Origin of the sequence: Acidaminococcus sp. CAG:542 (genome assembly GCF_000437815.1) — a bacterium.
GTDB lineage: Bacteria > Bacillota > Negativicutes > Acidaminococcales > Acidaminococcaceae > Acidaminococcus.
This window is the reverse complement of sequence record NZ_FR902093.1, coordinates 1,480-13,925: the sequence shown is the minus strand read 5'-3', so window position 1 is coordinate 13,925 and position 12,446 is coordinate 1,480. Positions and strand designations below refer to the sequence as shown.

The following is a 12,446-nucleotide window of genomic DNA, read 5'->3' as shown; positions in this document are numbered from 1 at the left end:
CGGGCCTGCGCCCCCTACAGTTTATGCTGTTTCAAAATCAATTTGCAAAATTGATTTCCAGCGGCCGCTGAAAAAAAAGGGGCATGTGTGAGTTTTTCACACATGCCCCCCTTATCTTATTTCTTTTCTGCCGCTGCCTTGGCGTCGGCAATGATCTTTTCCGCCAGTCTGGGCGGCACATCTTCATAATGGTCGAATTTCATTTCAAAGGTCCCGGTCCCCTGTGTCAGTGCCCGGAGATCCACTGCATAATCCAGGATTTCCGCATAGGGCACCTGTGCCTTGACCACAGCCCGGCCGTCTTCTGCAGACTGCATCCCCAGGATCCGTCCCCGTTTGCTGTTCAGGTCGGAGATGATATCCCCGGTCATCCGTTCATCACAATACACATCCAGGTTGTAATAGGGTTCCATCAGTACCGGTTTGGACAGTTCCGCCGCTTTCTGGAACGCCATGTGGGATGCCACTTTGAAGGCCATTTCCGAAGAGTCCACCGTATGGTAGGAACCATCCAGCAGGGTGATCTTCAAATCCACCACCGGGTATCCTGCCAGGATCCCGTGTTCCATGGATTCCTTCATGCCCTTTTCCACTGCCGGGATATACTGCCGGGGCACGGCGCCGCCAAAGATCTTGTCCTCGAACACGAACCCGGATCCCGGAGGCAGGGGTTCCATCTTGATGACCACATGGCCGTACTGCCCGTGGCCGCCGGTCTGTTTCTTGTATTTGCCTTCCACTTCCGCAGAACCCCGGATGGTTTCCCTGTATTCCACCATGGGCGGTTTCAGCACGGCATCCACCCCGAATTTCCGTTTCATCCGCTCCATCAGGATATCCAGATGCTGGTCCCCCATGCCGCTGATCAGGGTTTCCTTGGTCACCGGGTTCCGGCTGACGATGAAGGTGGGATCTTCATCCATCAGTTTGTTCAGGGCCGATGCGATCTTGTCTTCGTCCCCCTTCTTTTTGGGAGCGATGGCCCGGCTGTACATGGGCAGCGGATATTCAATGGGAGCGAACTGCACCGGTGTCTCTTTGGCGCTCAGGGTATCCCCGGTCATGGTGAACTGGAGACGGGAAATCACTCCGATATCCCCGGCAGGGATCTGTTTCATGGGGATCTGGTTCTTGCCCCGGAGGGTGCAGATGGTCCCCACTTTTTCCACTTCATCCCGGCTGGCGTTGTACACGGAGCTGTCGGCTTTGATGACCCCGGAGAACACTCGGACGAAACTCATCCGGCCCACAAAGGGATCGGAGGTGGTCTTGAACACCAGGGCCGCCAGCGGGGCGTTGGAATCCCGCCGTTCCACTTCACCATTCTTCAGGTTGGTCACATGGTATTCGTTCAGGATGGCCGGGAAGGTGTAGTCCACAATGGCGGACAGGGTCCGGCCCAGTCCGATGTTCTTGAAGGCGGAGCCGCAAAGCACCGGGAAGATGATGCCCTGCCGGATGCCCTTCACCAGACAGCTCATCACTTCTTCATCGGAAATGGGTTCCCCTTCCAGATACCGTTCCATGATTTCATCATCGGCTTCGACCGCCGCTTCCACCATTTTGTCATGGGCATCCTGGACCCATTCCTTCAGATCAGCAGGGACCTCGATTTCGTCGGCCCCGTTGCCGTTGCCCCGGTAGGCCTTCTGGTTGAACACGTCGATGACCCCGCAGAAATCCGCTTCCTTGCCCAAAGGCAGTTCCAGAGGCAGGATCCGTTTCCCGATCTTGGCCCGGAGATTGTCCAGGATATTGTCGTAATCAGCGTTTTCCCGATCCATTTTGTTCACGAAGATCAGCCGGGGCAGACCTGCTTCTTCCGCCAGCTTCCAGCACTGTTCCGTCCCGATCTGGACCCCGCTGGTGGCGCTGACCACGATCAGCACGCTGTCCACCGCCCGGAAGGCCCCTTTCACTTCCGCCACGAAATCCGCAAACCCCGGGGTATCGATGAAGTTGATCTTCACATCCCGCCATTCCACCGGTGCCAGGGTGGCGCTGACAGAAACCCCTCTTTTGATTTCTTCCGGTTCAAAGTCCGTAGTGGTCTGGCCGTCTTCCACCTTGCACATCCGGCTGATGGCCCCGCTGCGGTAGAGCAGAGCTTCCGTCAGGGAAGTGGTGCCTGCGCCTCCATGACCTACGATTGCCACGTTTCTGATTTTATCACCTGTATACTCTTTCACTGTACAGCCCCCTTTGTTCCGTATGGTGCAGGAGGTACCGCTGCCGAAACAGGGTCCTCAACAAGTCTGATGGTACTCTTTTTCGGGGAAAGACAGCCTTTTTCCTGCTTTTTACAGAAAACTTTTGAAATTCTCCCAAAAGAAAAAGGAATGTGTAACGATAGATACACATTCCTTCTGCAGCTCTTTCTCAGGCCCGACGTTTCCGGTACCGGCTGTACAGCAGCGTTCCGTAGACCAGGAGCACCAGAGTCACCAGGATGGCCAGCCGGTCCATATGCTGGCGGAAATGGACGATGTCGTGGCCCACCACCACTTCCAGGGCCGTGGAGGGCAGTTTCCCGATAAAGGTGGCAATCACATAGTCCCGGAACTTCATCCGGCTGATGGCTCCCAAGCAGGTGAGGATCCCGGAAGGGAAATAGGGCAGGGTCCGTGCCAGTGCCATGGCCACCAGGCCGTTTTCACTGCTCATCTCGTCCAGTTTCTGGAGATTGTTGCTTTTGGCAATGACGGTTTCCGCTGTGGACCGGAGGAAATACCGCATAATGAGGAAACTGAGAATCACCCCCACGCTTTCCGCGGACCAGGATACCAGGATCCCCACCGGCAGCCCGAACACCACCCCATTGGCCGTAGACAGGAAAATGGAGGGAAGACAGCCGGCGGCGTTGATGAACACATCCAGCAGGAAACTGATGACTACGGCCCAGGGGCCGAAGGAGCGGAGAAAGTCCACGGTTTCCTGGATGTTCCCACCCCGGGCCAGGTGGACGATCTGGTGATAGAATCCGGGGTCCAGAAAATGGATCAGGACCAGGACCCCCAACAGCCCGGCAAAAGCCAGAAGTTTGAAAGTCCGTTCCGAACAGCGGTCTTGGGCAGGATATTGCGGTTGTGATTGTACAGGTGCTTCCATGATACGGCTCCTTATGACAAAATCAATGAAAGGTCAATAGTGGATTTTATTTATTATAGCCGGAACTTGTTACAGAAATGAAAACTGCATGTAAAGAAAGGTGAAAGAAGGGGGCCGCTGACAGCGAGGGGAGCTGCACGCAACGTGCAGCTCCACCTTATGCATTGAATATCCTCTCGAACCGTCCGTCGAACTGGGTGGTGGCAGCGGCGCGGATCACTTCCTGGGCCGTGTCCGGGTCTCCCATGGCCCACTGGGCCGCTTTCCGGGCTTCCACCAGGGTATCCGTATCCCGGAGGATGTCCGCTATGTACAGGTCGCTGAGGCCGTGCTGGCGCAGGCCGAAGAACTGGCCGGCCCCCCGGAGTTCCAGATCCTTTTCCGCCAGCAGGAACCCGTCGCTGCAGCTGCGCATGATCTGGAGCCGTTCCAGGGTCACCGGATTGGTGGAAGCGGTAAGCAGCACGCAGTAGGACTGGGCGCTGCCCCGTCCTACCCGGCCCCGGAGCTGGTGCATCTGGGCCAGGCCGAACCGGTCCGCTCCCTCGATGACCATCAGTGTGGCATTGGGCACGTTCACCCCCACTTCCACCACCGTAGTGGTGATCAGCACCTTGGTTTCGTTCCGGGCGAAACTTTCCATCACCGCATCCTTTTCTTCCGGCTTCAGACGGCCGTGGAGGAGCCCGCAGGGGATCCCCTTCAGATAGGTGGAAGTCAGTTCCTCGTAGAGTTCTTCCGCCGCCTTGGCGTCCACCCCTTCGCTTTCCTCGATCAGGGGGCACACCACATAGGCCTGGTGGCCTTCCTGGATCTGATGGACCATCCCCTGGTACACTGCCGGCCGTTTGTCCTCGGTGTAGCACAGGGTCCGGACCGGTTTCCGTCCCGGGGGCATTCCTTTCATCAGGGACACGTCCAGGTCCCCGTACACGGTGAGAGCCAGAGTCCGGGGAATCGGGGTGGCGGTCATCACCAGCACATGGGGCGCATACTGGCTCTTGGCCTGGAGTTTGGCCCGCTGGGCCACCCCGAACCGGTGCTGTTCGTCCGTAATGGCCAGGGCCAGGGAATGGAACACCACCTTGTCCTGGATCAGGGCGTAGGTCCCCACCACTGCCTGGATGGAGCCGTCTGCCAGGCCTTCCAGCACCTGACGGCGTTTTTTGGCAGTCAGGCCTCCGGTCAAAAGGGCCGTCCGGATTCCGGCCGGTTCCAGCACCTTCTGCATTTCCTGGTAATGCTGTTCCGCCAGGATCTCTGTAGGAGCCATGAGACAGCCTTGGTAGCCGTTTTCCACTGCTTTGGCCAGGGCCAGAAGGGCCAGGGCCGTCTTCCCGGAGCCTACATCCCCCTGGACCAGCCGGTTCATGGGTTCCGGGCTCTGCATGTCGTCGTCGATTTCCTGCCAGGCTTTTTTCTGGCTGTCGGTAAGCGCAAAGCCCAGACCTTCCCGTACCTTCTGCACCAGCTCTCCGGACCGGGCCATCTTGATGCCCCGGCTGTCCTTCTTGATTTCCACCCGGTGATGGAGCAGCCCGCACTGGAGAAAGAACAGCTCTTCAAAAATCAGCCGCTGCCGGGCCTTTTCCAGCAGTTCCGGACTTTTGGGAAAGTGAATGTTCTCCAGGGCTTCCAGCCGGGGCAGGAAATGCTTGGCCTGGAGGATCTTTTCCGGCAGGCACTCCGGCAGTTCCTTCCGGGCCAGGGCCAGAGCCTGGCGCACCGCCCCCCGGACCTGGTTCTGGGTCAGGCTGCCGGTCAGGGCATAAGTGGGCAGGATGCCGGGGGCCTCCGCCTTTTCATCCTTTACATGGGACAGACTGGCGCTGGTGACACTTTTGGCGGTGCGGCCCAGGTTCACCTTGCCGATGACCAGCACCTCATCTCCGGTATGGTACACCCGGGTCATGTAGGTCTGTGCCCCGAACAGGACGATTTCCGCAAAGCCCGTGCCGTCCCCCAGGGTAATGGTGGCGTATTTCATGTTCCGGGCACTCCGCCGGTTGTTCAGCCGGACGATGGTCCCCCGGAACAGCTGCATTTCCCCACCGGTGGTCAGTTCTCCGATGGTCCGGATGTGGGAATAATCCAGATAGCAGCCCTGCCGGGGAAAATGATTCAGCAGGTCGCCGATGGTCTCTACGTTGATATTTGCGAATTCCAGGGCCTTTTTGGGCCCGATGCCTTTGAGTTTGCTTACAGGTTCCTGCCACCACATGGTCATTTTCTCCTTTTCTCATGGTTTTCTACTTGCAATTATAATCCAATTTGTGTTAAAATAGCTACATTGAGTTTTAAAAATAAAGCATTGCCTTATAACTTGAAGGAGGTGGGACCATGGCATGCATCTGTGAAATCTGCAACAAAGGTGAGCTGTCCGGCAACAACGTCAGCCATTCCAATAGACATGTAAAACGTTCTTGGAAACCTAACGTTCAAAAGGTTAAAGCGGTGGTAGACGGTGAAGTGAAGAGCATCAACGTGTGCACTCGCTGCTTACGTTCCGGCAAGGTAACCCGCGCCATCTAAGCTATAGGTTACAACATAAAAAAGCTGACTGCTTCGGCAGCCAGCTTTTTTGTTTCTCTCTACAGCTTCGCCCCGCAGAAGGGGCAAAAGGCCACGTTTTTGGGCAGCGCTGCATGACACTGGGGACAAATCCGCTGATCCAGGTAAGCCTGGGCCTTTTCCTCGAACAGGGCCACAAATTTATCCGTTTCCCGGTTCTGGGGCTTCAGGCTGTACACTTCCATGCGTTTTTTGTGGATGTCCACGATTACATTGCAGCCCTGTTCCAAAGGCTGTACGGCAAAAACGATTTCCTTCCGTTTGGGTTTCCCGAAAAGGAAGGATTTTTCTTCCGACACCAGGGAGCCGTTCAGCAGCATCCCGGCATCATCCTCTTTTTCGATTTCCACTTCCATTTCCCGGCATACCTGAAGCCCCAGTTCCCAGGCCACTGCCGGTGCCAGGTTGTAGACCTGTTCCACAAAACTTCCGCCGCTGCCGTTTACTTTCATGGTTCCTTCCCCCTCAGTTCAGGGTAATGGTCAGGACAATGTCCTTACCGGCCGCCACCGGTCCTGACTGTGCCTTTTCCATCTTCCCCACCTTATCCCCATTGGTGATCACCATGGGGGTAGTCAGATTGCAGCCGCAGCTTCCCAGTTTCTCCCGGTCGAATTCGATCAGAGGCTGGCCGGCCTTTACCTTGTCCCCGGTTTTAACCAGGGCCTTGAAGCCCGCCCCATTCTGGGCCACCGTATTGAGTCCCACATGGAGCAGGATTTCCAGTCCGTGGCCTTCCGTGAGGGCAATGGCATGGGCCGTATCCGGCACATAGGAAATGGTTCCGTCACAGGGGGCTGCCAGCCGTCCTTCTTCCGGCCGTACCGCCACCCCGTCTCCCAGCATTTTCTGGGCAAAAGCCTTGTCCGGCACCTGATCCAGGGACACCAGTTCCCCGGTCAAAGGAGCCAGCAAGGTCACTTTCGTCTTTCTGAAAAACAATCCCATAGTATGATCTCCTTGTTTCCTGTGTGTACCATATTATTGTAACATGAAAAAAGGGGTGCTGCACAGCAGCACCCTTTTTTCTTATTTCAAGCAGGCTTTCCGGGACAGGTTCAGCCGTCCTTTGGAGTCGATTTCCACCAGCTTCACGACGATTTCGTCGCCTACGCTGACTACATCTTCCACTTTTTCCACCCGTTCCTTGGCCAGCTGGGAAATGTGCACCAGCCCTTCCCGGCCGGGCATGAATTCCACAAAGGCCCCGAAGTTCATGATCCGGGTGACTTTGCCGGTGTACACCTTGCCCACTTCCGGTTCTGCCGTGATGTCCTGGATGGTCTTGATGGCCGCATCGGCGGATGCGCTGTCGGCGGCGGCAATGTACACGGTACCGTCATCGTTGATGTCGATCTGGGCACCGGTATCTTCCACGATCTTCTTGATCACCTTGCCCCCAGGTCCGATGATGTCTTTGATCTTCTCCGGGTTCACCTTAATGGTGGTGATCTTGGGTGCGTATTTCTTCAGCTGCTTCCGGGGTTCGGAGATGCATTCCAGCATCTTGCCCAGGATGAAGGCACGGCCTTTCTTGGCCTGGGCCAGGGCCGCCTGGAGGATGTCTTTGGTCAGGCCGTCCACCTTGATGTCCATCTGGATGGCGGTGATACCCTTGGAGGTACCAGCTACCTTGAAGTCCATATCCCCGTTGGCGTCTTCCAGGCCCTGGATATCGGTAAGGATGGTGAAGTTTTCTCCTTCCTTCACCAGGCCCATGGCCACCCCGGATACCGGAGCTTTAATGGGCACGCCGGCATCCATCAGGGACAGGGTGCTGGCACAGGTGCTGGCCATGGAGGAAGAACCGTTGGATTCCAGCACTTCAGAAACCAGCCGGATGGTATAGGGGAATTCCTCTTCCGAAGGAATCACCGGCAGGAGAGCCCGTTCCGCCAGCGCCCCGTGACCGATTTCCCGACGGCCCGGGCTGCGCAGAGGTTTGGTTTCGCCCACACTGTAAGGCGGGAAGTTGTAATGGTGGATGTACCGTTTCTGGATGTCCCCGGCCAGGGTTTCCAGGTTCTGGGCTTCCCGGAGCGGAGCCAGGGCCAGGCAGTTGAGCACCTGGGTCTGTCCCCGGGTGAACAGGCTGCAGCCGTGAGGACGGGCCAGGAGCCCCACTTCACAGCTGATGGGACGGACTTCATCCAGGGCACGGCCGTCCGGACGGATCTTGTCCACGGTGATGATGTGCCGGAACACCCGTTTCACCAGTTTGGCCACCACATGGGCAATATCGATTTCATTGTCCGGATACAGTTCCGTAAAGTGGGCCAGGATTTCCTCCTTGGCTTCGCTGACCATTTTGTCCCGGTGCAGCTTGTCCGGATCCATCAGGGCATCGTGGATCTTGGGTTCCCCATAGGCTTCGATTTCCTGGGCCAGTTCTGCGGGGGGAGTGTAGACTTCGAAGTCCATTTTGGGCTTGCCCACTTCGGCCTGGATCTTTTCCTGGAATTCCACCAGTTTCTTGATTTCGCCGTGCGCAAACCAGATGGCATCCAGCATCACTTCTTCAGAAACTTCCTTGGCGCCGGCTTCCACCATCAGGATGGCGTCTTTGGTACCGGCCACTGCCAGGTTCAGTTCGCTGACCTTGGCCTGTTCCACAGTGGGTTCCACAATGAACTGGCCATCGATGAGGCCTACCCGGACCCCGGCGATGGGGCCTTCAAAGGGGATATCAGAAATGGACAGGGCACAGGAAGCGCCGATCATGGCCGGAATGTCCGGGGCATTGTCCGGATCCACGGAAACTGCCGTGCACACGATCTGTACATCGTTGTGGTAGCCGTCCGGGAACATAGGCCGAATGGGCCGGTCGATGAGCCGGGACGTGAGGATGGCCGTTTCTGCCGGCCGCCCTTCTCTCCGCAGGAACCCGCCGGGGATCTTGCCCACTGCGTACATCTTTTCTTCGAAATCCACTGTCAGCGGGAAGAAATCCACCCCTTCCCTGGGGGTATCGGTACCCGTCACAGCCACCACTACAGCCGTTTCGCCGTAGCGGACCAGAACAGCGCCATTGGCCTGTTTGGCAATCTTCCCCGTTTCAATGGTAAGGGTCCGACCTCCAAAATCCGTGCTAAAACTATGCATCCTCTGCATCCTCCTTATGTTTCACTCTTGACATTATGGGTAGATTATACTACACCAGCGGGGAAAAAGCTATAAAAAAGAGGGCTTTGCCCTCTTTTGTCAATTGTCAACAGTCAATTGTCAATGGCTAAATGATAAAATTTGCCAAAGCAAATTTTTGAATATGGTATACCAACCTTTTCAAAGAATACTTGTTTCCTCATCAAATATCCTATGGATTGCCAAATAAAAAAGAACCCGTCCAACAAGGCGGGTTCTTTTCTCTGGCAATTGACCATTGACAGGGCCATTGTGCTGCGAAACAGCACCTTATTTATTCTCTTCCTTCTCCAAAGCATCCTTCAGGGTATGCCAGGCCAGGACGGCGCATTTTACCCGGGCGGGCATGTTGGAGATATTTTTCAGGGCGATGGCGTCGTCCAGTTCTTCCAGTTTCCCGTCATCGGTTTCTTCCCGCTTGATCATGGCCAGGAACAGATCCACCAGACGGAGGGCTTCCTTGACGGATTTCCCCCGGATCAGGTCGATCATGATATCCGTGGAGGCCTGGCTGATGGCGCAGCCGTGGCCGGTGTAGGCGGCATCTTTGATGATCCCGTCCTGGATATCCGCCTGGAGGGTAATGTCATCCCCGCAGCTGGGGTTGTGGCCGTGTTCCTGGAGATTGTGGGGATCCAGCTCATGTTTGTTGGCCTGGTCCTGGTTGTGCTCCAGAATAATGTCAGAGTACAGTTGGTTCATGTCTTCCATTATCATTCACCTGTTTCCATCAATCTTTGAAGCCCATGACTTTCCGGACTTCCGGCAGTTTGGACAGGAAGTAATCCACTTCTTCCAGGGTATTGTAGATATAGAAGCTGACCCGGTTGGAAGCTTCCACATGGAGATGAGCTCCCAGAGGCTGGGCACAGTGGTGGCCGCTGCGGATGGCAATGCCGAAGCTGTCCAGGATGGTAGCCGCATCGTGGGGATGGACCCCGTCGATGGTGAAGGAGATCACCCCTGTCTTTTCCTTGGGATCGGTGCTGCCGATAATGTGGATGTGGGGCATTTTCAGCATCCCTGCCAGGCACCGGTCGGTCAGCTCCCGTTCGTGTTCTTCCACCTTATCCATGCCGATGTCATCCAGGTAGTCGATGGCCGCATGGAGGGCCACGGCTCCTTCCACGTTCTGGGACCCGGCTTCGAACTTGTAGGGCAGTTCATTGAAGCTGGTGGTCTGTTCCTGGACGTATTCGATCATGTCCCCACCCAGCAGGAAAGGTTCCATTTCTTCCAGCAGAGCCTTTTTCCCGTACACCACACCGGTGCCGGTGGAACCCAGCATCTTGTGGCCGGAGAATACATAAAAGTCGCAGTCCAGATCCTGGACATCGGTCTTCATGTGAGGAGTGGACTGAGCCCCGTCCACAATGGCAATGGCCCCCACTTTGTGGGCCCGTTCCACCACTTCCTTCACCGGCCGCACCATGCCCAGCACGTTGCTCACCGCAGCAAAGGAAACAATCTTGGTCCGTTCATCGATCTTGGCCAGATCCTCTTCCGTAAAGTGCCCGGTTTCATCCAGGTACATGTAAACCAGTTCCGCTCCGGTCTTCCGGCAGGCTCTCTGCCAGGGCACCAGGTTGGAATGGTGTTCGGAAATGGGGATCACCACTTTATCCCCCGGTTTCAGATGGGTTTCCCCGTAGCTCCGGGCAATCAGGTTCAGCCCTTCGGTGGAGTTCCGCACAAAGATCACTTCTTCGAAGTGCTTGGCGTTGATGAACTTCCGGACTGCTTCCCGGGCCTGATCATACAGTTCCCCGGCTTCGATGGACAGCACATGGGCCCCCCGGTGAGGGTTCCCGTTGTGATGTTCCAGCAGATCCACCATGGCGTGGATCACCTGATAGGGCTTCTGGGTGGTGGCTGCATTGTCCAGGTACACCAGAGGATGTCCATTGTGGACTTTAGTCAAGATGGGGAAATCTCTGCGTACATTTATCATGGCAATTTCCTTTCTGGTGGCAGAACTGCATCTTCGTCCGTACAGCCTGGAGCGCCTTGTTTTCCAGTGTTTCATCTCCCAGCTGGTCGATGACAGGACGGATGTTGCTTTCCACGATGATCAGCTGGGCCCCGGCTTCATTGAAGCCCCGGCTCATGAGATAGAACAGCATGTCCTGGTCGATCTGGCCGGAACTGGAAGCATGGTTGCCCACCACATCGTCCTCCTTGCACAACAGCAGAGGCACGGAAATGGAGTGGACGCCTTTGTTCAGCAGCAGGCACACGTCAGATTCGTTGCCCACCGCCTTCTTGCCGCCCCGGAGGAAGTCGATGGTCCCCCGGAAATATTTCCTGCTGGTGCCCATAAGGGCCCCGGTGGTCAGGATATCCGTATCGGTCTTGCAGCCCTTGTTGGGCACCCAGTAGGAGTAGTCGAACAGCTGATCATCGCTGCCCAGATACATGGAAGCGCTCTTGAACCGGGCTTCATCATGATCCAGGTCCGTGCGGACATACACCAGGTTCTGATGGCCCCCCACTTCGGCGCTGACGAACTTCACCTGGGATTCTTTCCCTTCCCGGGTCAGCCGCTGGTCGATGTGCCGGACCTTCTCCCCATGGATTTGGACCTTGCTGATGGTAACCTGGGCGCCGTCTCCGGCTTCCACAAACTGGAGCAGGTTCACCAGCCCGTTTTCTCCGTCACCGTCAAACAGTTCATACACATGGAGACGGCTGTTCTTCCCGGCCTGGATCTTCAGCTGGCCCACCAGGCGGGGCACATCCTCGGTGACTGTGTAGGTGACCCATACAGAGGCTTCTTCCCCATCGGCCACCGTAACGCTGCAGTTCACATTGCCGCCTTTTTGGGCTTCTGCCAGGGCTTCCCGGCTGGCTCCCTGGAAATCTCCCAGATCCGGCAGCCGGTTTCCCTCATAGGTTTCCACCTGGACGTTCCCTTCCTGGCGCACCGCCAGTTCCACCGGTTTCAGGTCCTGGGCCGCCAGGGGATCCAGTTCCAGATGGTTCACTTTCATCCACCGGAAGGTGGGACGCGGAAGTTCATTGAATTGTTCTTTGGTCATAATCTCCGCCTCCCTTTTACATGGAACCTTTCAGTTCCAGATTGATCAGATTGTTCATTTCTACAGCATATTCCAGAGGCAGGGCCTTGGAAACAGGGTCCACAAAGCCCCGTACCAGCATGGCCCGGGCTTCGTCCTCACTAAGGCCCCGGCTCATCAGGTAGAAGATGGCTTCGTCAGAGATCCGGCCGATCTTGGCTTCATGGCCCAGGTCCACATTGTCGTTCTTGATCACAATGGCCGGAATGGTATCGGACTGGGACTGTTCATCCAGCATCAGGGATTCGCAGCTTACGTTGGATTTGGACCCTTCGGCACATTCGTTGATCACCACGCTGCCCCGGTAGATGCACACCCCGCCGTCCTTGGAAATGGACTTGGAGTTAATGTTGCTGGTGGTGTGGGGAGCATTGTGGACCACCTTGGACCCGGTGTCCAGGTACTGACCCTTGCCGGCAAAGGTGACCCCGGTGAATTCACAGTGGGCCCCTTCCCCGTTGAGGATGCTCATGGGGTACAGGCAGGAGGTGTGGGACCCGAAGGACCCGGTGACCCAGTTGATGGTACCGGTTTTCCCTCCAATGGCCC

General features: G+C 56.4%; 11 protein-coding genes. 1 reads left to right on the top strand and 10 read right to left on the bottom strand.

Annotated elements, in window-relative coordinates; translation table 11 throughout:
* Nucleotides 1-116: 116 nt before the first annotated feature.
* The 3 genes from fusA to recG all read right to left on the bottom strand — a co-directional run bounded on the left by fusA (nucleotide 117) and on the right by recG (nucleotide 5,329).
* Nucleotides 117-2,189, bottom strand: coding sequence for an elongation factor G (gene fusA, locus QVO43_RS08510; RefSeq protein WP_022488102.1), 2,073 nt, complete (start codon nucleotides 2,187-2,189; stop codon nucleotides 117-119).
* Nucleotides 2,190-2,379: 190 nt separating this feature from the next.
* Nucleotides 2,380-3,108, bottom strand: a complete 729-nt coding sequence (locus QVO43_RS08505; protein ID WP_022488101.1) for a TVP38/TMEM64 family protein — start codon at nucleotides 3,106-3,108, stop codon at nucleotides 2,380-2,382.
* A 157-nt stretch (nucleotides 3,109-3,265) separates the two neighbouring features.
* Nucleotides 3,266-5,329, bottom strand: a complete 2,064-nt coding sequence (recG, locus tag QVO43_RS08500; protein WP_022488100.1) for an ATP-dependent DNA helicase RecG — start codon at nucleotides 5,327-5,329, stop codon at nucleotides 3,266-3,268.
* Nucleotides 5,330-5,448: 119 nt separating this feature from the next.
* On the opposite strand from recG, the gene rpmB reads away from it, so the two are divergent.
* Nucleotides 5,449-5,640 (top strand): 50S ribosomal protein L28, encoded by a 192-nt coding sequence (gene rpmB / locus QVO43_RS08495; RefSeq protein WP_012937850.1) that lies wholly within the window; start codon nucleotides 5,449-5,451, stop codon nucleotides 5,638-5,640.
* 59 nt (nucleotides 5,641-5,699) lie between these two features.
* On the opposite strand, the gene QVO43_RS08490 is transcribed toward rpmB, so the two are convergent.
* The 7 genes from QVO43_RS08490 to QVO43_RS08460 form a co-directional block, all read right to left on the bottom strand.
* On the bottom strand, nucleotides 5,700-6,131 hold the full coding sequence (locus QVO43_RS08490; protein WP_022488099.1) for a zinc-ribbon domain-containing protein: 432 nt from the start codon (nucleotides 6,129-6,131) through the stop codon (nucleotides 5,700-5,702).
* Between the two features lie 13 nt (nucleotides 6,132-6,144).
* Nucleotides 6,145-6,627: a PTS sugar transporter subunit IIA gene (locus tag QVO43_RS08485; protein WP_022488098.1), complete on the bottom strand. Its 483-nt coding sequence runs from the start codon at nucleotides 6,625-6,627 to the stop codon at nucleotides 6,145-6,147.
* 81 nt (nucleotides 6,628-6,708) lie between these two features.
* A complete protein-coding gene (locus QVO43_RS08480) occupies nucleotides 6,709-8,781 on the bottom strand; it encodes a polyribonucleotide nucleotidyltransferase (RefSeq protein WP_022488097.1) in 2,073 nt (690 codons plus the stop codon).
* Nucleotides 8,782-9,090: 309 nt separating this feature from the next.
* The gene (gene sufU / locus QVO43_RS08475) at nucleotides 9,091-9,531 is read right to left on the bottom strand and encodes a Fe-S cluster assembly sulfur transfer protein SufU (RefSeq protein WP_022488096.1); all 441 of its coding nucleotides are present in this window, start codon (nucleotides 9,529-9,531) and stop codon (nucleotides 9,091-9,093) included.
* A gap of 19 nt (nucleotides 9,532-9,550) precedes the next feature.
* Nucleotides 9,551-10,771, bottom strand: a complete 1,221-nt coding sequence (locus tag QVO43_RS08470; RefSeq protein WP_022488095.1) for an aminotransferase class V-fold PLP-dependent enzyme — start codon at nucleotides 10,769-10,771, stop codon at nucleotides 9,551-9,553.
* A complete protein-coding gene (locus QVO43_RS08465) occupies nucleotides 10,734-11,858 on the bottom strand; it encodes a SufD family Fe-S cluster assembly protein (RefSeq protein ID WP_022488094.1) in 1,125 nt (374 codons plus the stop codon). The genes QVO43_RS08470 and QVO43_RS08465 overlap by 38 nt, the downstream gene beginning before the upstream one ends.
* A gap of 16 nt (nucleotides 11,859-11,874) precedes the next feature.
* Nucleotides 11,875-12,446, bottom strand: a 572-nt coding sequence (locus QVO43_RS08460; RefSeq protein ID WP_288174813.1) for a SufB/SufD family protein, incomplete at its 5' end; no start/stop codon positions are given.

Bases quoted from the DNA above. Each gene is read 5' to 3' on its own strand.
- QVO43_RS08505 (WP_022488101.1), bottom strand. From the start codon at position 3,108: ATGGAAGCACCTGTACAATCACAACCGCAATATCCTGCCCAAGACCGC.
- recG (WP_022488100.1), bottom strand. From the start codon at position 5,329: ATGTGGTGGCAGGAACCTGTAAGCAAACTCAAAGGCATCGGGCCCAAA.
- rpmB (WP_012937850.1), top strand. From the start codon at position 5,449: ATGGCATGCATCTGTGAAATCTGCAACAAAGGTGAGCTGTCCGGCAAC.
- QVO43_RS08490 (WP_022488099.1), bottom strand. From the start codon at position 6,131: ATGAAAGTAAACGGCAGCGGCGGAAGTTTTGTGGAACAGGTCTACAAC.
- QVO43_RS08485 (WP_022488098.1), bottom strand. From the start codon at position 6,627: ATGGGATTGTTTTTCAGAAAGACGAAAGTGACCTTGCTGGCTCCTTTG.
- QVO43_RS08480 (WP_022488097.1), bottom strand. From the start codon at position 8,781: ATGCATAGTTTTAGCACGGATTTTGGAGGTCGGACCCTTACCATTGAA.
- sufU (WP_022488096.1), bottom strand. From the start codon at position 9,531: ATGGAAGACATGAACCAACTGTACTCTGACATTATTCTGGAGCACAAC.
- QVO43_RS08470 (WP_022488095.1), bottom strand. From the start codon at position 10,771: ATGATAAATGTACGCAGAGATTTCCCCATCTTGACTAAAGTCCACAAT.
- QVO43_RS08465 (WP_022488094.1), bottom strand. From the start codon at position 11,858: ATGACCAAAGAACAATTCAATGAACTTCCGCGTCCCACCTTCCGGTGG.